Source organism: Polynucleobacter sp. P1-05-14 (assembly GCF_018881675.1).
Classification (GTDB): Bacteria; Pseudomonadota; Gammaproteobacteria; order Burkholderiales; family Burkholderiaceae; genus Polynucleobacter.
Genome location: NZ_JACVPV010000005.1, coordinates 125,867 through 151,883 on the forward strand (window position 1 = coordinate 125,867; position 26,017 = coordinate 151,883).

Annotated in this window: 21 protein-coding genes, 1 tRNA gene and 2 pseudogenes; 16 read left to right on the forward strand and 8 right to left on the reverse strand. The window is 44.6% G+C overall.

Annotated features, from left to right (window positions below; translation table 11 throughout):
• Positions 1 to 2 precede the first annotated feature (2 nt).
• The 3 genes from ICN37_RS03840 to ICN37_RS03850 are packed head-to-tail and all read right to left on the reverse strand — an operon-like array spanning position 3 to position 3,073.
• Positions 3 to 707, reverse strand: a complete 705-nt coding sequence (locus ICN37_RS03840; protein ID WP_216154987.1) for an energy transducer TonB — start codon at positions 705 to 707, stop codon at positions 3 to 5.
• Positions 704 to 1,510, reverse strand: coding sequence for a glutamate racemase (murI, locus tag ICN37_RS03845; RefSeq protein WP_216154989.1), 807 nt, complete (start codon positions 1,508 to 1,510; stop codon positions 704 to 706). Before murI ends, ICN37_RS03840 begins: the two co-directional genes overlap by 4 nt.
• A gap of 39 nt (positions 1,511 to 1,549) precedes the next feature.
• Complete coding sequence (locus tag ICN37_RS03850; RefSeq protein ID WP_216154991.1) at positions 1,550 to 3,073, reverse strand: fumarate hydratase; 1,524 nt, start codon at positions 3,071 to 3,073, stop codon at positions 1,550 to 1,552.
• 187 nt (positions 3,074 to 3,260) lie between these two features.
• Between ICN37_RS03850 and acs the strand changes: the two genes are divergently transcribed.
• Together acs and ICN37_RS03860 are read left to right on the forward strand one after the other, a co-directional pair.
• Positions 3,261 to 5,234 (forward strand): acetate--CoA ligase, encoded by a 1,974-nt coding sequence (gene acs / locus ICN37_RS03855; RefSeq protein ID WP_216154993.1) that lies wholly within the window; start codon positions 3,261 to 3,263, stop codon positions 5,232 to 5,234.
• A 61-nt stretch (positions 5,235 to 5,295) separates the two neighbouring features.
• Positions 5,296 to 5,386, forward strand: a tRNA-Ser gene (locus ICN37_RS03860).
• 85 nt (positions 5,387 to 5,471) lie between these two features.
• On the opposite strand, the gene ICN37_RS03865 is transcribed toward ICN37_RS03860, so the two are convergent.
• Positions 5,472 to 5,801, reverse strand: a complete 330-nt coding sequence (locus ICN37_RS03865) for a hypothetical protein (protein WP_216154995.1) — start codon at positions 5,799 to 5,801, stop codon at positions 5,472 to 5,474.
• Between the two features lie 251 nt (positions 5,802 to 6,052).
• On the opposite strand from ICN37_RS03865, the gene ICN37_RS03870 reads away from it, so the two are divergent.
• Entirely contained in the window at positions 6,053 to 6,826 is a 774-nt protein-coding gene (locus ICN37_RS03870; RefSeq protein WP_216154997.1) for a serine protease, read from the forward strand.
• An 8-nt stretch (positions 6,827 to 6,834) separates the two neighbouring features.
• Here the strand turns inward: ICN37_RS03870 and ICN37_RS03875 are convergent, their stop codons facing one another.
• Both ICN37_RS03875 and ICN37_RS03880 read right to left on the reverse strand, forming a co-directional pair.
• Positions 6,835 to 7,098 carry a DUF1488 family protein gene (locus ICN37_RS03875; protein ID WP_216154999.1) on the reverse strand — a complete coding sequence of 88 codons (264 nt, stop codon included), beginning with the start codon at positions 7,096 to 7,098 and terminating at the stop codon, positions 6,835 to 6,837.
• 20 nt (positions 7,099 to 7,118) lie between these two features.
• Positions 7,119 to 7,421, reverse strand: a complete 303-nt coding sequence (locus ICN37_RS03880) for a hypothetical protein (protein ID WP_216155001.1) — start codon at positions 7,419 to 7,421, stop codon at positions 7,119 to 7,121.
• A gap of 142 nt (positions 7,422 to 7,563) precedes the next feature.
• On the opposite strand from ICN37_RS03880, the gene hsdR reads away from it, so the two are divergent.
• The 3 genes and pseudogenes from hsdR to ICN37_RS11515 form a co-directional block, all read left to right on the forward strand.
• The gene (gene hsdR, locus ICN37_RS03885) at positions 7,564 to 9,906 is read left to right on the forward strand and encodes an EcoAI/FtnUII family type I restriction enzme subunit R (protein WP_216155003.1); all 2,343 of its coding nucleotides are present in this window, start codon (positions 7,564 to 7,566) and stop codon (positions 9,904 to 9,906) included.
• Positions 9,907 to 9,945: 39 nt separating this feature from the next.
• Positions 9,946 to 11,397: pseudogene (locus tag ICN37_RS11510) on the forward strand (N-6 DNA methylase); the annotation flags it as partial.
• Positions 11,398 to 11,730: 333 nt separating this feature from the next.
• A pseudogene (locus ICN37_RS11515) lies at positions 11,731 to 12,300 on the forward strand (restriction endonuclease subunit S); the annotation flags it as partial.
• A 380-nt stretch (positions 12,301 to 12,680) separates the two neighbouring features.
• Here ICN37_RS11515 and ICN37_RS03895 read toward each other — a convergent pair.
• Positions 12,681 to 12,890, reverse strand: a complete 210-nt coding sequence (locus tag ICN37_RS03895; RefSeq protein ID WP_216155007.1) for an AlpA family transcriptional regulator — start codon at positions 12,888 to 12,890, stop codon at positions 12,681 to 12,683.
• Positions 12,891 to 13,442: 552 nt separating this feature from the next.
• Here ICN37_RS03895 and ICN37_RS03900 point away from each other — a divergent pair.
• From ICN37_RS03900 to ICN37_RS03935, 8 genes are all read left to right on the forward strand, one after another.
• The gene (locus tag ICN37_RS03900) at positions 13,443 to 14,375 is read left to right on the forward strand and encodes a YdaU family protein (RefSeq protein WP_216155010.1); all 933 of its coding nucleotides are present in this window, start codon (positions 13,443 to 13,445) and stop codon (positions 14,373 to 14,375) included.
• Positions 14,365 to 14,586 carry a hypothetical protein gene (locus ICN37_RS03905; protein ID WP_216155012.1) on the forward strand — a complete coding sequence of 74 codons (222 nt, stop codon included), beginning with the start codon at positions 14,365 to 14,367 and terminating at the stop codon, positions 14,584 to 14,586. Before ICN37_RS03900 ends, ICN37_RS03905 begins: the two co-directional genes overlap by 11 nt.
• 5 nt (positions 14,587 to 14,591) lie before the next feature.
• Positions 14,592 to 15,053 carry a hypothetical protein gene (locus tag ICN37_RS03910; protein ID WP_216155014.1) on the forward strand — a complete coding sequence of 154 codons (462 nt, stop codon included), beginning with the start codon at positions 14,592 to 14,594 and terminating at the stop codon, positions 15,051 to 15,053.
• A gap of 3 nt (positions 15,054 to 15,056) precedes the next feature.
• Positions 15,057 to 16,370 (forward strand): terminase family protein, encoded by a 1,314-nt coding sequence (locus tag ICN37_RS03915; RefSeq protein ID WP_216155015.1) that lies wholly within the window; start codon positions 15,057 to 15,059, stop codon positions 16,368 to 16,370.
• A 206-nt stretch (positions 16,371 to 16,576) separates the two neighbouring features.
• Entirely contained in the window at positions 16,577 to 16,762 is a 186-nt protein-coding gene (locus ICN37_RS03920; RefSeq protein WP_216155016.1) for a hypothetical protein, read from the forward strand.
• Positions 16,752 to 17,861, forward strand: coding sequence for an LPO_1073/Vpar_1526 family protein (locus tag ICN37_RS03925; protein WP_216155017.1), 1,110 nt, complete (start codon positions 16,752 to 16,754; stop codon positions 17,859 to 17,861). The genes ICN37_RS03920 and ICN37_RS03925 overlap by 11 nt, the downstream gene beginning before the upstream one ends.
• Positions 17,862 to 17,934: 73 nt before the next feature.
• A complete protein-coding gene (locus tag ICN37_RS03930; RefSeq protein ID WP_216155018.1) occupies positions 17,935 to 19,896 on the forward strand; it encodes a hypothetical protein in 1,962 nt (653 codons plus the stop codon).
• Positions 19,877 to 21,079: a hypothetical protein gene (locus tag ICN37_RS03935; protein WP_216155019.1), complete on the forward strand. Its 1,203-nt coding sequence runs from the start codon at positions 19,877 to 19,879 to the stop codon at positions 21,077 to 21,079. The genes ICN37_RS03930 and ICN37_RS03935 overlap by 20 nt, the downstream gene beginning before the upstream one ends.
• A gap of 119 nt (positions 21,080 to 21,198) precedes the next feature.
• Here the strand turns inward: ICN37_RS03935 and ICN37_RS03940 are convergent, their stop codons facing one another.
• Positions 21,199 to 22,698 carry a Fic family protein gene (locus tag ICN37_RS03940; protein ID WP_216155041.1) on the reverse strand — a complete coding sequence of 500 codons (1,500 nt, stop codon included), beginning with the start codon at positions 22,696 to 22,698 and terminating at the stop codon, positions 21,199 to 21,201.
• 1,066 nt (positions 22,699 to 23,764) lie between these two features.
• Between ICN37_RS03940 and ICN37_RS03945 the strand changes: the two genes are divergently transcribed.
• Positions 23,765 to 24,412, forward strand: coding sequence for a hypothetical protein (locus ICN37_RS03945; protein WP_216155042.1), 648 nt, complete (start codon positions 23,765 to 23,767; stop codon positions 24,410 to 24,412).
• A gap of 304 nt (positions 24,413 to 24,716) precedes the next feature.
• Positions 24,717 to 25,913 (forward strand): DUF1624 domain-containing protein, encoded by a 1,197-nt coding sequence (locus ICN37_RS03950; protein WP_082913124.1) that lies wholly within the window; start codon positions 24,717 to 24,719, stop codon positions 25,911 to 25,913.
• The last annotated feature ends 104 nt before the right edge of the window (positions 25,914 to 26,017 follow it).

The window sequence follows — 26,017 nt, forward strand, 5'->3', positions numbered from 1 at the left end:
GATTAATTCTTGAGATTAAATTTGATTAAAAGATTGGTGGAAATTCTTTGGGGCGAACCATTTACTAAAAAAGGTTTAAAGCGATAACGTTTGCCAATATCAGTTGCAGCGCGATCAAGCCTAGGAAAAGTGCTTGATTGCAGCAATGCCACATCTTCTACGTTACCAGTTTCATCGATGATCAACCGCACTACAACTGCACCTTGTTCGCCAGAGCGTTTAGAGAACGAAGGATAGTAAGCGTCAGCATCAGGCTGATAAACCACAACTAGTTTACCAATGTCGGTCTGAATCGGCGTGCCGCTAGCACCCCCACTGGTTGCAGGGGCAACAGCAGCGTTTTGGGTCTGCGATTGAGATGGCGACTGAGACTCAGACTTGCTCTGTGCTTGGTTTTGCTGTGGCGTCTGCTGTGCTTGAGTCGGACTGGGTTTATCCGAAGACTTCTCTTTTGGTTTTTCTTTAACTACTTTTTTCTGCTCTTTAGTCTTTGGCGGAGCAGCGGCTGGTGGCTGCTGGACTGTGGATGCCTCGGGGCTCACCAAATTTGCCATGACGCGCTCATCATCCATTTGCGGCGGGCGCTGACTAAAGTGCAAAAACTCAAGTGCAGGCAGGGCGTGTAATAAAACTACAATGCCAATAATGATGCGTTCTGTTTTATTGAACGGTAGAAAGGCATCTAATTTATTGAGAAAGGTGCTCATCTCATTTCACCCAAGATGCGTGCTTCAACTGCATGAGAAGTTAAGTCAGCAGACATTAAATCTTGCGCCATCATCAATAGCGATTCTTCATTTTTACTGCTCAGGAATAGTACCGCTCCATGCTGCACGGTAGGAATCACCTCTTGCAGATTCTCAAGCTGCCTTTTGAGTTGTCTAACTACAGCCTCACTGGTGTCAATCAGCGTAATGGATTCACCAAGGAGCTTACGAATCCCTTTTCTTAAAAAAGGGTAGTGCGTGCAGCCTAGCACCAAGGTATCTGCACCTGCATCTTGAATCGGCTCAAGATGTTTAGCCAACAGCTCCAAGGTTTCTTCGCTATCCGCATTGCCAGACTCGATTAAAGGAACCAGTCCTGCGCCAGCTTGTCTAATGAACTGACAATCATTTGGAAGGGTATTTAATAATGCATTGAACTTATCGCTCTTGAGAGTCGTCTCAGTAGCGAGGACACCAACAATATTGTTTTGCGATTGCATGGCTGCTGGCTTAATGCCTGGCTCAACACCAATAATAGGAATAGAAAGCGTTTCCCGAATTTGCTTTATCGCTTCAGCAGTTGCAGTATTGCAAGCAACTACGATAGCGTCGCATCCTTTGCTGGCTAGATAGCCGCAAAGGGTGAGGCTGCGTTTGGCAATCCAGTCGCTCGATTTTTCGCCGTAAGGCGCGTTGGCTGAGTCAGCAAGATAAATATAGTCATGCTGGGGCAGCTGACGCAGAGCCTCATCCAATACGGATAAGCCTCCAACGCCAGAATCAAATACCCCTATGAGTGCCAAAGTTGACCGTGCTTACTCTGTAATGAAGTTGTTAGGGTGTTAAGCAATCTTGACTGGAATGCCAGCAATCTTCGCTTGCCATTCGTGTGGACCTTCGTTGTGCATAGAGATGCCCTCCGAATTCACCGCAACGGTTACTGGCATGTCTTTGACATCGAACTCGTAAATCGCTTCCATACCCAAATCAGCAAAGCCAACTACTTTAGAAGTTTGAATGGCCTTGGACACTAAGTAGGCAGCGCCACCAACAGCCATTAAATAGGCTGACTTATGTTTCTTGATAGCTTCAATCGCTTCAGGTCCACGCTCAGCTTTACCAATCATGGAGATCAAGCCAGTTTTGGCAAGCATCATCTCAGTAAATTTATCCATACGAGTTGCGGTAGTGGGGCCTGCTGGGCCAACTGCCTCCTCACGTACTGGATCCACTGGGCCAACGTAATAGATTACGCGGTTTTTAAAGCTCACTGGCAATTCTTCACCTTTAGCGAGCATGTCTTGAATGCGCTTATGAGCGGCGTCACGACCAGTCAAAATCTTGCCGTTCAGTAATAGTGTTTCGCCTAGTTTCCAACCAGCCACTTCTTCAGCAGTGAGGGTGTCTAAATTCACGCGCTTGGATTTTTGAACATCTGGTGTCCAGGTGACATCTGGCCAATCTGAGAGTGAAGGTGCTTCGAGTTTTGCAGGGCCATCGCCATGTAAATGGAAATGAATATGACGAGTCGCCGCGCAATTCGGAATCATGGCTACTGGCAATGAAGCAGCATGCGTTGGGTAATCCAAGATCTTGATATCGAGCACAGTGGCTAAACCACCAAGGCCTTGAGCACCGATGCCAAGTTTGTTTACTTTTTCATAGAGCTCAAGTCGTAGTTCATCAACGCGATTTTGAGGTCCACGCTCAATGAGCTCTTGAATATCAACAGGACCCATCAAGGCTTCTTTGGCCATTAGCATGGCTTTTTCTGGTGTGCCGCCAATACCAATGCCGAGGATGCCAGGAGGGCACCAGCCTGCGCCCATGGTAGGCACGGTCTTCAGAACCCAATCCACGATTGAATCTGAAGGATTTAGCATGACCATCTTGGCTTTGTTTTCAGAGCCACCACCCTTAGCCGCGCAAATGACTTCAACATCATCGCCCGGGACGATTTCGTAATGGATCACAGCAGGGGTGTTATCGCCAGTATTTTTGCGTTTGCCTGCTGGATCCGTTAGAACGGATGCGCGCAACATATTGTCTGGATTGAGGTAGGCGCGACGCACGCCTTCGTTCACCATGTCGGAAACACTCATAGTGGCATCTGACCATTGAACGTTCATACCAATTTTTAAGAAAACAACCGCAATACCAGTGTCTTGGCACATGGGGCGGTGACCTTCTGCACACATCCGGCTATTGGTCAGAATTTGCGCAATAGCATCCTTGGCCGCCTCACCTTGCTCTAATTCATAAGCCTTGCCCATGGCGGTAATAAAGTCCTTGGGATGGTAGTAGGAAATGAATTGAAATGCGTCCGCAACGCTTTGAATCAGGTCGTTTTGTTTGATATTGGTCATGGTTATCTGCTTATTTCCACATTATTAGTAAGGTTTGCCCTATTTTAAGGGTTTGCCATAGAGCAAATCCCAAGTGTTTTCACTTATCTTCTAAGGTCTTGAGACTCTAAATATGCCATTTTGCGACATTTTCTCGCATTTGTTGTTGATTTTAGATTATTGATTATTAGATAGAGGGCTGTGAAGCATGGAACCATTAAAGCAAGAAAACCGCGTTTTTAACCCACCTGCAGACTTTGTAAAGAGTGCGGCAATTCCAGGTATGGAGGCTTATAACAAGCTCTGTGCTGAAGCCAATTCAGATTACGACGGTTTCTGGGGTCGCCTTGCTAAAGAGAACCTCTATTGGAAAAAGCCATTTACAAAGGTTTTAGATGAATCCAAAGCGCCTTTCTATAAATGGTTTGAAGATGGCACAACTAATGCTTCATATAACTGTTTAGATCGCCAAGTTGAGGCCGGGTTGGGTGACAAGACTGCCATCATTTTTGAAGCCGATGACGGTACCGTTACTAAAGTCACTTATAAAGAAATGCTTGAGCGCGTTTGCAAAATGGCGAATGCGCTGCGCAACATGGGAGTTAAGTCTGGCGACAGCGTCATTATTTATATGGCAATGACGATTGAAGGCATTGTTGCTATGCAGGCATGCGCGCGTATCGGCGCAATCCACTCGGTAGTGTTCGGTGGATTTTCTGCTCAAGCTTTGCGTGATCGCGTCATGGACGTCGGTGCGGTTGCAGTGATTACTGCTGATGGACAGTTCCGCGGCGGTAAAGCATTGCCACTAAAAGCAATTTGTGACGAAGCGCTCTCTACTGGTGAGTGTCCTAAGGTCAAGCATGTGATCGTAAGCAAGCGTACTGGCACTGATGTCACTATGCAGGCTGGTCGCGACGTTTGGATGCAAGAGATCGTTGCGAATGAGGCAACGACATGCGAGCCAGAGTGGGTTAGCGCCGAGCATCCATTATTTATTCTTTACACATCTGGCTCAACCGGTAAGCCAAAGGGTGTGCAGCACTCTACTGGTGGATACCTCTTGTGGGCTATTCTCACAATGAAGTGGACCTTTGACATTAAGCCTAATGATGTGTTCTGGTGTACTGCTGACATTGGTTGGGTAACAGGCCACTCTTACATTACGTATGGCCCACTCGCAGTCGGCGCTACGGAGATCGTATTTGAAGGTGTGCCAACATATCCAAATGCTGGTCGTTTTTGGGACATGATCCAAAAACATAAAGCATCTATCTTCTATACCGCACCAACCGCGATTCGTTCATTGATTAAAGCATCCAGCAACGATGAAGCAGTGCATCCAAAAAGCTATGACTTATCCTCACTGCGTCTCTTGGGTTCTGTAGGTGAGCCAATTAATCCAGAAGCCTGGATGTGGTACTACGAGCATGTTGGTAATTCCAACTGCCCAATTGCAGATACTTTCTGGCAAACCGAAACAGGTGGTCACATGATTTCACCGTTGCCAGGTGCTACACCCATGATTCCAGGTTCATGCACATTGCCATTGCCAGGTATTCAGGCAGCGATTGTGGATGAGGCTGGTGTTGATGTTCCTAACGGCCAGGGCGGTATCTTAGTTGTGAAGCGTCCATGGCCTTCGATGATTCGTACGATTTGGAATGATGCTGATCGTTTCGTGAAGTCTTATTTCCCAGAAGAGTTGGGTGGCACTTTGTATCTAGCAGGTGACGGCGCAATCCGTAATAAAGATACTGGCTACTTCACCATTACCGGTCGTATCGATGACGTGTTGAACGTTTCCGGTCACCGCATGGGCACGATGGAAATCGAATCTTGCTTGGTGGCTAATCCATTGGTTGCTGAAGCTGCAGTGGTGGGTCGTCCAGATGAGTTGACCGGCGAAGCCATTTGCGTCTTCGTAGTTCTCAAAGGTGGTCGTCCAACTGGAGAAGAGGCTAAGAAGGTTGCTACTGAATTGCGTAACTGGGTTGGCAAAGAAATCGGCCCAATCGCTAAACCGAAGGATGTTCGTTTCGGTGACAACTTGCCTAAGACCCGCTCCGGTAAGATCATGCGCCGTCTCTTACGTGTAATTGCTAAGGGCGAAGAGGTTACTCAAGACACCTCAACCCTGGAAAATCCCCACATCTTGGATCAGCTCAAAGAGTCTCTGTAAGCCATCTTTATATCTATTTGAGGCAAAGCCCTTCCGGCAATCGTATAATTCATGGCTGTACGGAAGGGTGGATGAGCGGTTTAAGTCACACGCCTGGAAAGCGTGCGTAGGTTAATAGCCTACCGCGGGTTCGAATCCCGCCTCTTCCGCCAGTAGTGCCCTGAGAGCCCCTATCCATGGGGCTCTTTCTTTTTGAGGGCTTTCTACCCACCACTCTACCCACCAGCAAAACATAGTCTAGATTTGGATTGAATTGGATCCAGATGGATAGGAAACTTCCCTGCAACGCATGGCAAGATACGCATAGATATCAAAGGAAGGCAGGTTCTCGGCACCTTTAATGGCTGGAACATCCCCATAGCTCAAAAAAGCAGTTTCGAGCCTCTCAGGGCCTATAAATGCGTTAATGGGGGATTGAAGAAAGTCGTCCACAACCTTCTTACATGCTTCGATTGCGTCATCAAGCTTGCCAAACTCCCCAATGCTTACCCAGGGGCTCGGCTTACTCCCTCTGAAGTCGCTGTAAACATCAACGCTAAACGGTTTTGATAAGTGCATTACTTCCATGGCTACCCCTGAGTTTTTTGGCTGGATTGTTAGCTTAACCTTAGGGGATGCCCATGTTTCAATTGGTGAATTGTGTTGGCGACAATCGAACTAATGACCATATTTTGTCTTAAATACAGATACTTGCAAGAGGCCAAAAAGGTTCGAATTTAGCTGACTATCTCCAAAAATACCCCCATTTGTACTCCCTGCCTGTTATTGGCAGTTTTACTTGGGGTATAAGATTTAGCTAGATAGACTTTAAACAAATTATGCGAAGAATCCCAGACGACAACCTAGCGTACCCAGTTCTTATAACTGCCGGGATATCTTGTGGATCAGGTTTCTATATCAACTCAGATCAATCAATATATTTAGTTACCGCTAGGCACGTTCTTATTAATAAGGACACAAACACTTTCTTCTCAAAGGCAATCGAGCTTACCTCGTATTCAAAGAATTTAAAGGACCCCGTTTCAAACATACTTTCGATAGATCTTGCTTTGATTGAGAGCTACGGCTTATTAAAATCTGATTTAAGTCTTGATGTATTGGTTATGAAGATAGGTGATGTAGATTCAAATACCTTCATGTTTTCAACCACTTCGGGAGTTGCTGTAAAGCAAGTATCTCAGCTGGGGATTATTGGGGTACAACTTGAAAATATAAAGCACTACTCCGATATCCTTATTGCAAACGATGTTTTTGTATTTGGTTATCCAGTCTCAATTGGGCTGCAGCATCTTCCGCAATTTGACTATTCCCGGCCACTACTTCGCGCAGGAATTATTGCTGGAATTAATGATGCGCTTAGATCGATTGTTCTTGATTGCCCCGTATATCCTGGAAATAGTGGTGGACCAGTAGTTGAAGTAGAGCAGGATGGGTTCGAGTATCGTTACAAAATTATTGGAGTTGTAATTGAATATGTGCCGGCAATTGCGCAAGTCGTTGGATCAACATCATCGGGGGCAATAGTTAACTCTGGTTATTCTATTGCTGCTTCTATGGACCGAATCTTAGAGTTGATATTAGAGATTAAGTAAGAAAAAAATTAGACATTAGCAAACATGCTGGTTTTAATAATGACATCGCCCTCTATTCCAGCTTCAATTAGTTGAACTGCTTTCCTTTGAATTATCTGTCTATTTGCCTCAAAAACAGCAACTAAGTTCGGATTGTTATTTGCGCCAAAATGATCTTGAAGCGTTTCTTGGCTAACTATGATTCTTTTGCGTTTCCCTTCAACTATTGCGTTAAAACACACAGACATAGTTATTGGATCAAATATGGAGTTTGGCAAAAATTGAATATTCATATCACTTCCTTATTGGTTGATTACCAACCCTTGATGCTAGGTGCTTGAATAACCTGAGGGGGTGTTCCAATTGTCGTATTTGGTGGAGTTGTAATCGGTGCTTGGATATTTCCTTGATATTGACCCTGAGGCCCATAGAAATTTGTTTGGTTGCCTTGCACTTGAGCTGACCCCTGAAATGCTCCAGTTGCACTGTAAGAGTTAGACACTCCATTGGGAGAGGTTTGTATATAACCCTTGTATTCACCGTTAGGGCCATAAATAGCCTGACTATGGGCAAACCCCGAAATGAGCAGTGCGACTAAAAAAAATTGATACTTCATTAATTTTCCCCTGTTGTGTCAACTTAAGTGTATGCCTATAAAGGCTCAGATAGTGAGCCTGGTATGCAAACCCTAAAAATGCCAGTAAATGACTGATTTCCTTATATTATTAGGGGACATATATAACTTTTGGCATTTTTGAATGAGCAAGAAATCCCTTAGCGAACGAGATATTTGTACGAAATTCATTACGCCAGCCATTCTTGGCGCAGGCTGGGATTTGCATACTCAAATTCGCGAGGAATTAAGTTTTACTAAAGGCCGCATTATTGTCCGCGGCAAATTACATACCCGCGGACAGCAAAAGCGCGCAGATTACGTCCTTTATTACAAATCCAATATTCCCATCGCTGTAATCGAGGCCAAAGAAAACAACCTCAGTGTTGGCGCGGGAATGCAGCAAGCACTTGATTACGCGGAAACGCTGGATGTTCCTTTTGTCTTTAGCTCAAATGGCGATGCATTCTTAATGCATGATCGAACTGGCCAGGCGGATAAGGTAGAGCAAGAGCTTTCTTTGGACGCATTCCCGTCGCCAGAAGAGCTATGGGCGCGTTATTGCAGATGGAAGGGTGTTGATACCCCTGAGGCAAAAAATACCGTAGAAATGCCTTATTACGACGATGGCACTGGGCGCGCTCCTAGGTATTACCAAGTCAATGCAGTCAACAGAACAATCGAAGCTGTAGCCAATGGTGCCAATCGTATTCTGCTGGTAATGGCTACCGGTACCGGGAAGACGTACACAGCTTTTCAGATCATCTGGCGCTTATGGAAGTCTGGCACAAAGAAACGCATTCTATTTTTAGCTGATCGCAACATCCTGGTAGATCAAACCAAGAATAATGACTTCAAGCCATTTGGCGCTGCAATGACTAAGATCAGCAAACGTCAGATTGATAAGAGCTACGAAATTTACTTATCCCTCTACCAGGCTGTTACTGGTAACGATGAAGAAAAAAACATTTACAAACAGTTCTCGCCAGACTTCTTTGATCTGATCGTGATTGATGAGTGTCATCGCGGCAGCGCCTCTGAGGATTCAGCTTGGCGTGAAATCTTGGATTACTTTTCTTCTGCCACACACATTGGCTTAACAGCTACACCAAAAGAAACCAAAGAAATATCAAGCATTACTTACTTTGGTGACCCTGTTTATAGCTACTCACTAAAGCAAGGAATTGAAGATGGTTTCCTTGCCCCGTATAAAGTCATTCGTATTGATATCGATAGAGATCTCCAAGGCTGGAGACCTAGCGCTGGACAGGTAGATAAACGTGGTCAATTAATCGAGGATCGCATCTACAACCAGAACGACATGGATCGAACCCTGGTCTTAGAAAAGCGTACAGAGCTAGTTGCAAAGAAAATCACTGAGTTCTTAACGGCTACTGATCCATTTGCTAAGACTATCGTATTTTGTGATGACATTGATCACGCAGAGCGCATGCGTCAAGCCTTGGTTAATTTAAATCCAGAGCGAGTCAAAGAAAATCGTAAATACGTTATGCGCATTACCGGTGATGAGCAAGAAGGTAAAGCTGAGCTTGATAACTTCATTAACCCAGAAGAACGTTACCCAGTAATTGCTACAACCTCTAAGCTAATGACTACTGGTGTAGATGCGCAAACCTGCAAGCTAGTTGTGCTTGATCAACATATCAAGTCCATGACGGAATTCAAGCAGATGATTGGGCGCGGCACCCGAATTAACGAAGATTACGACAAGTACTGGTTCACCATCATGGACTTTAAAAAGGCTACTGAGCTTTTTGCCGATGAAGCATTTGATGGTCCGCCAATTGTTATCTATGAGCCTGGGGTTGATGATCCCCCGGTTCCTCCGGTGGAGCCGCCAACGCCTCCCGGAGTTGAGCCGCCCGTTCCTCCAGAACCCCCTGGCTTTCCTCCTGGACCAGAGGGTGTGAGAGCTAAATACTTTGTGGGTGATGTAGAGGTTCAGGTTATTGCCGAGCGGGTTCAGTATTACGGACCCGAAGGCAAGTTGATTACAGAGTCCTTAAAGGACTACACCCGTAAAGCAGTGCGAAAAGACTATTCAACGCTGGATCAATTTCTAAAGAGATGGACTTCTGCAGAACGTAAGGCTGCAGTTATTAAAGAGCTAGAAGAGCATGGCCTTTTACTAGAGGCATTGGCGATCGAAGTTAATAAAGACTGCGATGCTTTCGATTTAATTTGCCATGTAGCATTTGACCAGCCTGCACTCACTCGTAGGGAGCGTGCAGATCAAGTCAAAAAGCGTAACTACTTCACCAAGTATGGCGAACAGGCTCGCAAGGTTCTTGAGGCCTTACTAGAAAAATACGCAGACACTGGCATCGAGAATATTGACGATATCAAGATTCTGACCCTAGACCCATTTAGTAAAATGGGCACAGCCAGCGAACTTGTATCAGCCTTTGGCGGTAAGCCAGGCTATATAGCTGCATTGCATGAGCTAGAAAACCAGCTCTACGCCTAAAATTCATAGCAACACCCCAATAGATAGGCATTACCACTTATGAGTATTAGTTCAACTATTAAATCAATCCAAGACATCATGCGCAAAGACGTGGGTGTTGATGGTGATGCCCAGCGTTTGAGTCAATTGGTGTGGATGCTTTTCCTGAAGATCTTTGATGATCGTGAGAGCGAGTGGGAATTGCTTCAGGATAAATACAAGTCTCCGCTCCCTGAAAAGTATCGCTGGAGAAATTGGGCGGCTAATGCTGAAGGCATGACTGGCGATGAGCTAAAGCAATTTCTGGACAATGATCTATTCCCAGCACTTCAAAACCTAGAGGCTAAAGGCGGGGATCAACGTGCTTACGTTATTCGCTCGGTATTTGAGGATGCTTATAACTATATGAAGTCCGGGCAGTTGATTCGCCAGGTGATTAATAAGATTCAAGAGGGCGTGGATTTCAACAAAGCCCAAGAGCGCCATCTGTTTGGCGACATGTATGAGCAGCTTCTGAGAGATCTCCAAGCAGCCGGTAATGCAGGCGAGTTCTATACCCCAAGAGCTGTAACTGAATTCATGGTGCAGATGGTTAATCCGCGTCTTGGTGAAAAGGTAATGGACCCAGCCTGCGGAACGGGTGGATTCTTATCATGCTCAATTGAACACATCAGAAAACAAGATGTCAAAACACTAGAAGATGAGGCGCAACTGCAAGGAAGCATCTTCGGTATTGAGAAAAAACCAATGCCACACTTGCTTTGCACAACCAACATGATTCTTCATGGTATTGACGTGCCAAGTAATATTCGTCATGACAACACGTTAGCAAGGCCGCTCATTAGCTGGGGTCCATCAGAGAGAGTAGATGTAGTGGTAACCAACCCGCCATTTGGTGGAATGGAAGAGGATGGAATTGAAACCAACTTTCCAGCAGCCTTCAGAACAAGGGAAACAGCTGATCTTTTTCTGGTGCTCATTATGCAGATGCTTAAACCCGGTGGGCGCGCTGCAGTTGTTCTGCCAGACGGTTTCTTATTTGGCGAAGGCATTAAGACTCGCATTAAGGAAAGGCTTTTGGAAGAATGTAATCTTCATACGATTGTTCGGCTTCCTAACAGTGTATTTAGCCCCTACACCAGCATCAAGACCAATCTTTTATTCTTTACGAAGGGGGCGCCAACAAAAGATATCTGGTTTTACGAGCACTCTTTGCCATTAAATGTAAAAGCATATAACAAAACAAAGCCTATGAAGCTCCAGGAGTTTGACGTAGAAAAGGCATGGTGGGGTTTTGAGAAGGATGACTTTAGGACGCGCATAGCAGGCTCAGCAAGTTGGAAAATCAATATTGAAGAGATTAAAGCTAAAAACTTTAATCTTGATTTTAAAAATCCACACATAAGAGGGGTTGAGGTAAGAAATCCGGAGGAGATGTTGTTGGTTTATAGATCATTAAGAGATGATATAAAAAACCTCGGGGAGGAGCTTAAGTCTTATCTTAAAAAGGCATTTGATGGCTCTCGTGGCTTTAGTGACATGCAGCAATTTTTGCTTGAGCACTTAGATGTATGGATTCAGGCGAGTGAAGAGGTAAGAAATAGCAAAGGTCCTGCAACCTTTAATTCTGGTGCAGTTTATGGCATTTCAAAATTACGTGAATTAATCCTTGATCTTGCGGTTAGCGGAAGGTTGGTAGATGGTGACAGTGAGTCAAATGCCGCATACCAACTATATTTGAAGTTAACAGAGAAAAAAATCAATTCAATAAAGGGGAGATCTAAAAGCCTGCCTGAATTAGATGACTCTGAGTCACTCCCACATCTTGCGAGAAATTGGGTTAGGACGCGATTAGGCGAGATTGCCGAAAAAATTACCGATGGTTCACATAATCCGCCTAAAGATAATGGCTCCGGGATTCCAATGCTAAGCAGTCAAAATGTTAATTTTGGTTCAATTAATTTTGATGCGCCATCGAGGTACATTGCGCCTGAAGAGTATGCAGCTGAAAATACTAGAACTAAAATTCAAGCAGGCGATCTTTTGCTGACAATTGTTGGCTCAATTGGTAGGGCGGCTGTTGTGCCAAAGAATGCCCCTAAGTTTGCTTTGCAGCGGAGTGTGGCAGTGATTAAAACAGGTCTCAATCCAGACTTTCTACGCTTACTGCTGGGAGCGCCATTTTGGATGAACTTCTACCTTGAGAATGGTAAGGGGACCGCTCAAAAAGGTATTTACTTGCGGCAATTAGCAATGATGCCCATAGTCTTCCCATCACTTATGGAGCAAGATCGAATCATTCTGGCTGTGAATGAGCTGATGGAACTATGTGACAAGCTTGAAATGAAAATTAAGAGTTTAAATGTCCTTCGCCAGGAAATTGCTGATGAAATTATTTTGATTAATCTATCTTGAGATTCATGAAGATAATTATCTACTGCGCCAATATCTATTAGTTATCGCTTGGTAAATTTTTGCTAGCTCGGTTTCGACCTTATAACCTTTTTCTCGCAAGATTTACACCTCCATGAAATTGTTTGTCTGCCGCTGCTTCGGGATACTCGTTTGATTTGTTCTTCAAGGGGGGTTAGTCGACCGCAGCCTGGACAAGTTTTTGGTTCTATTTTAGTGGGCATGGTTTAGAGAGTCGAATTTCAATTCGCAGAAATTAGTTAAGTTTTTGAATATAAAAAATGCACGGATTTTCTCTTTTTACTTTGAGCATGACTAAGTTTAGCTTTTTATGGAAGGTGACTGTGTTCATAATGCAGTCACCCCTTCGTGTGACTGCATTATCAAATTTTCCGATGCTCCGCTTTGTCCTTAATAAACGTCTGAACTTGCTCAAACGTCCAAAAGGATGACCTACCAATTTTGATCGGTTTTGGAAATTCACCTTTCTGCACCATGAGCCAAAACTTGGATTTAGAAATCGGCATCATTTTCAGAATTTGAGGAATGCGCATTAAGGTCACGTTCATATCTCTAGATGTGATGTCATTCATGATCATTTCCTTAGCGGGCGCGTTTTACATTTTTACGATAAACCTGCAAAGCCATCTTTGCAGAACTCATTCTTGTGTATCCATACGAGCGATACAAGCTGTATAAGCGAATTGCCATCATTAAATTTAATCTCCATTTATGTTTTGTTATGAATCGTTTTTGTGTGCTGCTGAAGTGCAATGTAGTCAATGAAATTTTGGTGGTCAATCAAATGTCAATACCCACTTTGAAGACGCATATTAATTTTTGACTACAAAAAAATATTTATTCATAGAAGTGACACAAGCCATATAAATAAATGGCTACAGCCTTGTCAGAAGATTCTGATAGCGCAAAGAGGTTGGTGGACACGCGTAGATCAATAAACACTTCAGATAAAGAAAATCATTCTCACGAATATCTCAAACATGGATGACAGCGAATTGATGAATAAATAAATTAAAGAAAAATACAGAAAAAACGCGTTTGACGATACGCTTTCCGATTGTTAGATTCATCCCTTGCAAAAAATATTGCGCGCAAGAAAAAGAACTACACGGAGACAGATTGAGATGAATTACTACGAGCACCACATTGGAGATTACGCAGAAGCGACTGCGCATCTTACATTCATAGAGGACGCAACCTACAGTCGCCTCATCAGAAAGTACTACGCCACAGAAAAACCGTTACCTATCGAAATCAAGTTAGTACAAAGATTGATCAACGCACGATCAAAAGAGGAAAAAAATGCAGTTGTCTCGATCCTCAATGAATTTTTTACCCTTACTGATGATGGCTGGAGACAAGAGCGCTGTGACCATGAAATTGCCCGCTTCAAAGACAAACAACTTAAAGCCAGGCGTAGTGCAGAAGGGAGGTGGCAATCATTTCCATCGGACGAATCTCAACCCGAAATCACCCCCAATAAAGGATGCGAACGCAATGCGAACGCAATGCGAACGCATTGCTCACCAGACACCAAACACCAGTCACCAGTAACCAATCTCCATACACCAGGCAAACAAAACAATGGGGGTGAAAAGGAAAAAATTCCCCAAGGACCACCCATTCCAGCTGACGAAGAAAAAGTTTTTCAGGGGCGTATTGAAAAATATAAAAGCTTTGCAACCATGATCAGCAAGGAGGGCAGAGCTATAGCCGTAGATGACTACCGCATTCGGGACATCGTCAATCTCGGGGTAACGGAAGCCGAGGTGGCAGAGGCTATCGCGACAGCAAAGGAAACCCGAATGAAAATCTCAAACCCAACCCCGATCAATGCAGGATATGTCTTGGCCATTCTCAAGGGGGCGCGAAAAAAACTGGAAACCCCCAAAGCCGATGAAGACGCTTGGTGGAAATCCAATGAGGGCGTAGACGCCAAAGGCAGGGAGCTCTCGATGAAGGCCCAAGGCTCTGAAAGCTACGATTCCTTCAAAACCCGAATATTTGCCGAACTACGTAAACGCCAGGAAACCATGGAGAAGTCCAATGCAAACTAATCAAGCCATTGCGGGCGTGATTGATCGTCTAGACATGGAGGACTTCCCCATTGGATCAAAAGTGAAGACCCCAAGCGGGCGCGTAGGCACCGTGGTCAAACATCGCGGAGCTCAAAGCCGGCATGACTTATTCCAAAGAATCATCATTGAGTTTGATGAGCCCATTGGTGATTCAGTCGCATTGCAACCCCATCTTTTGACCTTGATCTAAAACCCATGATTGAAAACAATCAAAAGAAATCAAAGAAACCGGTACCAAGCAAAAGTAAGGGAGGGGCAAGACCTGGAGCTGGCCGCAAGGAGGGTAGTCTAACCAAGCGTACTCGTGAGATTGCTGAGGTAGCTGCTGCCCAGGGCATCACGCCCTTAGAAGTCATGATGAGTACGATGATGGCGCTTTACAAGGAGGCGGGTAATTGCAGTCGTGATCATCATGACCATGGTGATAAGGCTAACGAGCATGATGATGGTCATACCGCCATGATCACGGAGAATCGCATCAAGTTACTGAACATGGCCGCGACTATTGCCAGACATGCTGCGCCGTATTTGCACCCACGTCTATCTGCAATAGAGCACACCGGAAAAGATGGTGCACCTCTACAAAGTGGGGTCTTGGTGGTACCTAGTGCCATGAGTATGGATGAGTGGGAGCAAGCTGCCCAGCCAAAACACTAGCCCATGAAAACCATCTGGGCACCATTGCCTGGTAGTCAGACCCTGTTCCTGACATGCCCCGTATATGAGGTACTTCTTGAAGGCACCAGAGGAGGAGGCAAGACCGATACCTTGCTCATGAGCTATGCCCAACACGTAGGAAGAGGCTTCGGGGATCATTGGCGAGGTACCTTATTCCGTCTAACCTATCCTCAATTGGCTGACGTAGTGGCCAAAAGCAAGCGCTGGTTCTATCAAATCTTCCCGGGCGCCAAGTTCAATGAATCTGACTATGTGTGGAAGTGGCCCACTGGAGAGATGCTGTACTTTCGATATGGGGCTAATGAAGACGACTACTGGAATTACCATGGCCACGAATACCCTTGGTTAGGATTTGAGGAGCTCACCAACTGGCGAAACCTCTCTTTTTACGAAGCAATGCATTCCACTTGCCGGTCATCCCATCCTGGAATGCCAAGGATGGTGAGGGCAACATGCAATCCATTTGGGGTAGGGCATGCATCTGTAAAGGAAAGATTTCAGATTGGGGCAATACCCGCTGGACAGATTATTCGACAAGAAGGTACGCTACCAAGGGTTCGAATACATTCAACGATTTATGAGAATACTCACCTACTCAGAAATGATCCCAACTACCTCATGAGCCTAGAGTCGCTAAGCGATCCAAATAGGCGTAGAGCGTGGCTAGAGGGTGATTGGGACATCCACGTGGGAAGTTTCTTGGAAGGCGTGTGGCAGCCTTCTAAACACGTTGTAGAACCCTTCGCAATTCCACCGACATGGAAGGTCTGGCGATCCATGGATTGGGGCTATGCCAGACCTTATGCCGTGTATTGGTTTGCCTTATCAAATGATGGAGTCTATTACCTATGGAGGGAGCTCTATGGGTATGGAGATAAAGAAAACACCGGCACAAGAGAAGATGCAACAGTAGTAGCCGAGAAGATCAAAAAGATCGAGATACACGATCAACGCCTCGGATATGAATACCGCATGAACTTAGCCGACCCATCCATCTTCTCGAAGATAGGGGCAGAGCGATCAATAGGCCAAATCTTCAGAGATAAAGGGGTGAAATGGACTGAGGCCTACAACGCCCCTAGAAGCAGAGTCAACGGCGCTCAAGAAATTATTCGCCTATTAGCTGAGGGAAGATTAAAAGTATTTAACAATTGCAAGCATTGGCTTAGAACTATCCCTCAGTTACCGCCAGATTCACTCAATCCCGAAGACGTAGACACAGATGCTGAAGATCACGCTTGGGATGCTACTAGGTATGGGGTAATGCGAGCTCGGAAGGTTCAAATTCTCATTTAATAAATAACGCCATAGTATCCCTAGGGCCTCAAACCATTACTGAGTCAACAAAATCTAAAATACCCTTGATAAATATAACTACCCATGCCAAATAGCTGCGTACCTGGCGTAATATTTACGTCAATGATCCAGTGATGCTTCTGCTGGGTAGTCTTTTAGATCAACTCAGGTGGAAATAATTTTGTCCGTTATTTTAGGAGATGTATATGGAATGGATTTTTAAAAACAAAGACTGGCTTTTTAGTGGAGTTGCTATTGCGATACCACTTGCAGTTATAGGCTGGTTTTTTTCAGGCCGAGGAAATAAACAAGCTCAAAAAAGCGGGGATAACTCGACAAATATACAGGTCGGTGGAAATTTAAAAATAGGCAATAAAGCTGATGATCAATAGTCAAAACCAAACGGGAGGAGATAGTTCTACCAATATCCAAGCCCAAAATATGGTTGTGCATGTTGGGATTGATGAAAAGCGTGCGCGAGAAATCTACCAAGAAATGAACTTGCAATTAAGAAGTGATTACTCTCAAGAGGCGCTAAATGTCGCAAATTCTAGAGTCATAGAGTTCGAAAGTAGGCTAATGCCTAAAATGGCTCAAGTCGAAGGGGCATTAGAGGCCTTTGCAGATCCTAGCTTTCAACTACTTCTTGTTGAGGCTCAAAAAACAGCAGCCTCTACTGAAAGGCCGGCGGATTATGATCTTCTATCCGAATTACTGGTGCATAGATTTCAGAAGGGTAACAATCGTATTTCACGCGCAGGCATTAGTCTTGCTGTAGAAATTGTAGATAAAGTTTCGGATGAGGCGCTCCTGGGTTTGACTTTAATCCATGCGGTAAATACCTTTATGCCAACTAGCGGAGATATTCATGAGGGCTTAAATGTTTTGAATGATTTATTTGGAAAACTGTTTTATGGGGAGCTTCCGATAGGTCATGATTGGCTGGACCACTTAGATATATTGACTGCAATCCGCTTGAATCAATTTGGGAGTTTAAAAAAGATAAAGCAGTATTACCCTGAAAGCCTGCCTGGCTACGTTGATGTAGGCATTAAAAAAGATTCGGATGATTACGATAAGGCGGTTGAAATACTTAAAAAGAATGCTCTACCAATTAATATTTTGGTTGAGCATGCACTAAATAATAATTTTCTTAGGCTTTCCATACGAAGCATTAATAGTATTGATGAGGTTACTCTGACTAATATTCATATTGGTAATGACGGAAATTTAATTCATGTCCAATCTAAGCTCTCAGAGGAGCAAAAACGAGCAATTAATTCTATATATGAACTTTACGTTATAGACGACAATATTAGACAAAATAATATAAGCATATTAATGGCTGAGTGGGATAAAAGACCTAGTCTTCAAACTCTTGGAGAATGGTGGGATAACATTGTCAGCGGTTGTACTGTGACTTCAGTGGGGAAAGTGCTCGCACATTCTAATGCTCAAAGGTGTGACAAGAATTTACCGCCGCTTGACTAAAAATGTAATCTAGAGAAATTTATTTATTCAAAATAAATTCGTACCCCTAATCTTGTGGACTTATAACTAATGAGTGCCCCAAGACTCCAGAGCCCTTCAGCAAAAATGGATCGCCCGCATCACTCATGCGCGCGCTCACTGGGCAACATTTCATAAGCGCGTAAGACACAACCGCAATACAGTAGCCGGCTTTAACTGGAATGCCGACCCGACTGGCAAAGACTTCTACAGCCTAAGAGCCAACCTCATACACGGCACCATCTCTGCAGTTCTCCCTAACGTCTATGCACGTAACCCAGAGATTTCAACAACACCCACCCACTCGGGCGCGGACATCAAGCTCTTCTGTAAAACACTAGAGAAGGTCACCAATAGAGCGCTGGAGCATGCCCAACTCAAGAATCGAGCCAAGTCCACTGTAAGGGCGGCGCTTACCTGTAGCTTTGGCATTCTGAAGGTGATGTACCAAAGAGACCCAAGCAAGGATGCGTATATCCAGGGTCGCATCAATGATGCCCAAGAAAACCTCTTGGCCATTCATGAACTAGAGAAGGACCTTCATGACAATGATCAAGTCCATCATCATGATGCCAAGAGGGCAGAGCTAGAGGAGCTCATCAAGTCGCTTCGGGAGCAATCAGAAGTCCAATCCGCTGAAGGCTTAGTAATCGACAGAGTCCTTACAGAGAACCTGCTCATCGACCCCTCAATCTGTGAGTTCTGGGATTACACCGACGCTGACTGGATCTGCCAAATCATTCCCATGAAGCGCGGCCAAGCGGAAGCCCTCTACAAAAAGAACTTAGCCAGTGCCAAGATTTACCAACCCGGCCAAGGCGAGCCATCCCATAGGAAAGCCAAACGCTTAGCCTCGATGCAAATGAATGCTGGTTCAGGCTTAGTGACTGATGATCAACAAATAGCAGTCCTAGAGATCTGGGATAGAGCTACCCAACGTGTTTACACCATGGTAGAGGGCGCAACGGAATGGCTACGTGAACCTTATTCACCACCAAGAGCCGGAGAGCGCTGGTACCCATTCTTCTTATTGCCTTACCAAGTAGTTGATGGTCAATTCGTTGGCCCAAGCCTGGTTGATCTGACTGAGCGCTTGCAAGATGAACATAACGAGGCAAGAGATCGATTCAATCAACACAGAGATCTCTGCATACCAGGATGGGTCGCATCAGCCGATATCAATGAAAAGACCATTAAGAAGCACTCAGACTCACGCTTTGGCGAGATCACGATTGTCGACACAGAAGGCAAACCCCTTAACCAAGTCATCATTCCTCGGGGTCACCCCAAGATCGATCCGATCGTCTATGACACCAGCGCAGTGCGTTATGACTGGGAGCAAGTTACAGGTCTTCAAGATGCTGCGCGCTCTACAGTGGTCAGACCCAAGACAGCAACCGAAGCCAACATTCTGCAAAGAGCCTTATCAGGGCGCGTATTTGAATTCAAGGACCAGATAGAAGATTGGCTACAAGAGATTGCCCAATATAGCGCCCAGGTACTTTTACAAGAACTGACCAAGGAGCAAGTAGAACGCTACATGGGGCCGCCAAGTACTAAGACCACCATGGTCAATGGCGAACTAGTCATGACTATGGAGAAAACCTATGACTGGCCAGAACTCACCAAAGACCGAATCTTTGACATGGTTGATCTACGTATCAGGGCAGGCACTACCGGCGCACCAGATGGCATAGAGGACAAAGAAAGCTGGCTCAAGGTCTTACCCATGATTACGAATCTATCAATTCAGATGCAAAACCTACAAGCCAGAGGAATGGATTACGAACATATCCGTAATCTCCTACACGAGACCCTCTTGCGATATGACGATCGTATCGATTCAAATCTATTTATACCGAATGTAGAAAAGCAAACGGAGGGATGGTCACGCGATGACGATCCAAACTTAGGAATGAATTGGTTTTCTGAGCGAAGGCAAAAGACAAACGCTGAAATGCATTACAGCAGCAACTTATTAAAAGAGGAGACAGGCAATGACGCAAGTAGCAAATGAAGTAGAAGGCTTTAAATCGGAGGTACTAAGCAAGGGTGGCTCAATTCAAAGGGAGCAGAATAGGGAGGCCAAGAAAGAGCGCGAGCGGCTTGAAAAAGAAGCTTATGAGAAGCACGCGGCCGAAAGTGCTGCAAGGCGCAATAAGGCAAGGGAAGAGCGTGCGCTTGAATTGATTGCGCAAGCAAAAGCCAGGCAAGAAGCCGCTCAATTAGATAAGGAGCGTAGCGCTCAGATACAACAAACACAAAAGGCGGAACGTAAGAGTCAGAGCCGGAGCCAAGCAGCCAACTTACTAGATGATCTAAGTAAGACCCCTAATGCATCTCTTGCCAAGTTATCTGAGGATATTGATGAGGGCGAAGTATTGGAGGAGGAGTCCGAAGCTCTATCGCCCGAGTCTATATTTAGGCCTGTAAAGGGCGAAGTGCATGTGCCAGCCTTTATGCCTGCTACAGAGGTTACGGCGCCACTACAAGCCCATGACCTTGGTGAAATATTGCCTGCACCAGTCGCCATTACCGTCGATACACTTCCGAAAGCTGAATTTCAAACTGAAACAGCTGAAGATCTAATTAGGCGGGCTTTGAACCCCGGACCCTCGGATTCGAGTCCCGATGCCGATCCTAGTGTTAATGCAGAAGTCTCTAGTGGCATCAAATCAAGGCGAGGGTGTGAACGTATTCAGAAAGTGATTAACGAAAAACGTGATCTAGAAAAGCAGGTTGTTGATTTGCAATCTATGGTAGCCACACTTCAGGATGCAGTTCGTAAATATGAAATAGAGGGCAAGCTTGTAGGTAATGTGATGACTATCGCCGCTAGTCAGAAAAAACCTTCCGAATTGGTCACAGAAGCGAAGCTGCAAATGCTGAAGTTCTTAAATACCCGCTCAGATGAAATTGATCACACCGATAAGGCGATCTGCTTTAGCAAATACATGTCAGACCCTTTCTACATGCAAGTCTTTGTGCAGAGCAATCAGCCAGAGCAGTGGCAGACCATGATTGAGTCCATCTATGAGGCGATTGGAAGGCCGGAGCCTAGTTTTGGAGGCATTAAGCCTATGGCAACCCATAGCCCTCAGCCTATACGGGCGCGAACCTCAACCCTAGGCACGCCATTGGCCAGCGCAGGCAATCCCATGGATCGAATTGCTCAGCATCTAGGGAATATGGGGATATAGATAGCTGTGAATTACATGCCACTTAAAACTAGTGGCATGTAGACATAAATGTCTTTAGACACCCAAATCGCCTCATTTTGTCTACAAAACAGCCGATATAGTCATTTTTCGTCAACAAATTAGCTTATATCGTGAGGATCAAGCAATTGATGCTGCGAGGGGTTGTCTGTAAATGCGTTACAAGCCTTCATTTTTTCCCAAAGATTTGGGAAGTTCGAATAATCAAATCCAGCGGTCCAGCGCCATGCACGAGTCATGGATCGAATGAAGGGGCTGGGATCATTGTTTTGAGACAGCGCTTTTAATGGCAGCAAATAATCCTCACGATAAGCCGTGGGAATAATAATGCGAGAGGCGGAGTGTTGAGTTAAGTAGGCATTCATCGTGAGGCGCGCCGTTCGGCCATTGCCATCCATGAACGGGTGCACTTCAGTAACCACAAACATCGCCATCAATGCGCGCGCAAATGGATCTTCTAGTAAAGCGATGCGCTTGAATCCTTCCCGCAAAGTGCCTTTAACAAGCTCGGGGTGAACAAAAATGGTATTTCCTGCTTGGTTACTTTGCTCTTTCCATTCGCCTGGATTTTTATCTGGGCGACTAGAGAGTATTTGTAGGTTGCATTGCAAAAGCCACGCTAAGAAATCATCTTCATCTTTTGGGGGCTTAGAGCGAAAGGGCTGCTCCATGATTGCTTTAAAGGTGCCCAATACATCATGCGAATCTTCATTTCGTTTTGGAATCATCTTCCCATCGAAAATAATCTCGGAAGCCTCTTCGACGGTGAATGTAGTGCCTTCAATGTAGTTCGAAAAGTAGGATTCAAAGAATGCGAAATTAAAGGCGCTTCTACCAGTTTTTGCCTGATCTTCAATGATGGGAAAAGGTTTTCTTAATGCAGAAAACAAAGTTTCGAAGATCTCAATGCGATCAGGATCATAAGGTTTACCAGCTGCGCGCGCTAATGCATCAGCTGCCCTTAAAGAGCGAGCCTTACCAGTTTGCATTAAGGCCGAAACAATCGTGTTCAGTGTTTTAAATTGAACCTCTAGACCTAATTGGGGGGCAATTGCTTTAGCGTCATCTCGTAGTGCATTGAGCTTATGTTCACCACGAATGGTGCATAGCTTACTCAAATAAGACTCAACCCAAGGGCGACCCATAGTGCGAAGATCTGAGCCTTTGCGGCTATAGAGATTCTCTAGCAGCCGCCTGGCCTCTGAGGATATAAAGAGTTTTCCATACGGGGTATCGTTTAGCGAATCTTTGTGCGATTGAACTGCAGGAGGACCTGGCAAGATATTTAGAGTCAACCCTGGAAATGCTATTTGACGTGCTCTATTGCCAGATACCAAAAATATATTCCCACTATCATCCGGTTTGCAAAGGTGAGCAGAGCGGTAAGCTACTACGGAGCCTGGATAAAGATATTCGGTAATTTGCCGCCAATTTGGCCGAATGATTTGTTCGAGCGGGCTGGTGATGTCGCTGGTGTAAATGCCGCGATAAATTTGACGCAAACGACCAGACCTAGCCAAGCGGGAAATTCTCTGGGCATTGGTTTTGTCTTCTCTCGAACTAAAAAGCAAGAGGGGCAGCTGGTCAACAGAAGTGTTCATAGGGCCTCAATTTATCCGTTATTGTCAACAACTATGCATATATTATAGTTTAATGTCAACAAAAGTGCGTATAGAATCAAAATAACCCTATTTTTAGGTATATAGATACGGCTATTTCAAAGCCCTTGCATCGTTTACCAGTTGATATATCCGATTGTGCCTGTGAAGGATTTCAAAGAAAAGCCTCAAGGTATTGAGAGCATCAACATCTGCTCTATGTGGACTGCCTTCAAATTGAAGCTTAAAAGAACCCAGACCTGAGGATACCTGCAAATAGAGGCATTTGTTATCAGGGTCAGAGTAATATCCTGGGGTAGTAAGTGAAGTTATACCGCGTGCAGTTAACCTTGATTTTTGAGTGCCTCCGCCAGTCTTGCTGTTTTCTAAAGCACTCAAAATTCCCTCCTTCATACCCACCGTTTAAACCAAGATTTTAGTGAACTTGAATGGGTGTGATTAGAGTAGGGTTACCGATAGAGCCTATATATTGCAAGGGTTCTATGGAGAATGGTAGACTGCACAGGAGGGGCAAAAACTGGACTCCCTCTCCGCCATGGATGTATGTAAATAAAGCCCTAACGGGCTTTATTTATTTCTACGCAACTATTGATGTACCTTTGAATTATTGGTAGTGAATGTGCATATCCCGGTTCAACTTCTTTTTTTACCTAACCAATTGCCTAGAGTGCGCCCTTCAATAATGTTAGAAGAGGAGGATCCCCACCTAATGATTAAATTCCATTTGGCTTCGAGATCTACTACCTAAAGTCTGGTTGGTATTTTCGTGAAGATATATATGTTCTACATACCTATGCGCTAATGCTAATGGCTCTTACCAATTAAGCAGTAGACACTCAAAGCAGGCAATTTAAAGATGCTTGACAGGCAGAAATTGGCCTTGGATTCAACCGGCCATCAGACAAGATAATAGTAGAAATTCATACTGGTTGATAACCGGCCGAATGTCGGAAAAAATCAATCATTGTGTAAAATTAGGGTCGGGAAACAGTAATTGCTGTATTTGCCTAGTACCCCTACATTAACACCTGAATTTGAAAGCCAGAATATGAATATTAAAAGATTGATCTTATTGTTTCTCACCGCAGCAACTTGTTTTTTGGCACAGTCTGTGGCTTGGGCAGCGTTGGGGAGTTGTTCTAATGGCTACTACACTTGTACCGCCCCATCTGTCGCTTCTGGTGGTTCAGCATACAGGGTTGATAACCGTGCCTATGCGGGATTATCTTGGGACTTGGATGGAGCAAACGGCTTTATTCCTGATTTGATTCTAGGTGCCAGATCTCTAAATGTTAACTCTAGCAATACTGTCAATGGCGCTGATTTTAATGTCCGCTTACGTTATAAGGGAGATGTCAGTTTTGATAGTGTTCGTTTAAGTTATGTGGGAGGAAGTCGTGAGTTTATGGGTAATGCCGGCTTGGGCTATTCTTTTACTAATAGCGATATTTTAGGTACCGTGGCAGCACAAGCTGCCTACTCCCGTTTGGGGGTTGACTATTTGTTTAATAAAGGTTCAATCAAACCTTATTTAGAGGGTAACAGCTTATATGCTCCAAAGCAGGTTAACGGTGGCACTGGTTCAACGAGTTGCGGTAGCGGCACTTTGCAAACGGTCACTTCTGGCGCACCATTCAATGCTTCAGCTAGCCAATCTGCTAATGGTCAAACTTGTGCGGTACAAAATCCAATCTAAGGCATTTCTTCACTCTTAATTTAGGCTACCTTCGGGTGGCCTTTTTTATTGTCCTGAACGGCAACTAAGGGCCAGATAGGAGATCCAAGCTTGTTTTATAAGAATGTCTACTATACCCCGTAAAACACCAGCTTGAGAAATCTACCCCATCAAAGTCTACTAACTCAGGATGGATGATCAAGGACAAAACTGGTGATCGATTGGACTTCTTAATGGAGGCCTTCATTTGGTGCTCAATACTGTAATCCCCCAATAAGACCGAAAAATGATCTTGTAATATAGACGTTGTAAATGTTGGAGAAAAATGAATATGACCAGTAATGCAAGCCCTGTTGCTAGTTTTAGGCATAACCGCTCACGTTCTCGTTTAAATTCCATCGATTTTGTGCGTGGTTTTGTGCTGGTAATCATGGTGCTGGACCATACCCGAGATTTTTTCAATGCTAGCCCTCAAGATCCGAGCGCCACATTAGACCCTTTCATTTTTTTTACACGATGGATCACGCATATTTGCGCCCCGGTATTTATGTTGTTGACGGGAACAGCCGCTGCTTTATATGCAAGTAAAGTGTCTTCGACGAAACAGGTCAGTTACTTTCTTTTATCAAGAGGTTTATGGCTTATCTTCGCAGAATTATTGATTGTCCGATTCGCTTGGATGTTTAGCCTTAATCTTGATTACTTTTTCCTGCAAGTCATTTTCGCTATTGGTGGTTCAATGCTGGCTTTAGCGATGATGGTTTTTATGCCGCGTTGGCTGATTGCAAGCATTTCATTAGTAATGATTTTTGGGCATAACGCAGTTGATAATGTGCATGCTAGTGCGCTTGGACATTATGGATTTTTGTGGAATCTATTGCACGAATCTGGGTTACTCCAGTTTGGTAGTAAGCTTGAAATTCTGGTTTTGTATCCCTTAGTGCCCTGGATTGGCGTAGTCAGCATTGGGTATGTCATGGGTTCCCTGTATCAAATGCCCCAAGATTCTCGGATTCGCTATTTAAAAATCATGGGCGTGATTCTGACAGTGAGTTTCTTGATACTGCGTTGGACCAATTTTTACGGCAACCCAGTGCCATGGCAAATGAAAGGGGACACATTAGGTACGATCATTTCTTTTCTCAATGTAGAAAAATATCCCCCTTCCTTGCTTTTTCTCTTAATGACCTTGGGGCCAGCTTGTCTGCTTCTTGCTTTTGCCGAGAAGGCACAAGGGATCGTAGTTGATTTTTTTACCGTATTCGGTAGGGTACCCTTTTTCTTCTACGTTACCCATCTATTTTTATTGCACACTTTAGCAGTGCTTTATGCCTACTACACAGGAATTGGCATGAATTGGTTATTTGGGCCGATTACTTCAGCCAAGCCTGAAAATTACGGCATAGCCATTGGATCTGTGTATTTGATTTGGCCACTGGTCATTATTGCTCTCTATCCCCCTTGTAAATGGTTTGCAGATCTCAAGCAACGCCGAAAAGATTGGTGGTTAAGCTATATTTAGCATGCTCTGATGTTTAATCTACATTCGTCATCAATAGTGCATGCGCATCGATTATGATTCAAAAAACATATAGCGATTCTCCATTATCTTAAGATCAATCTGTA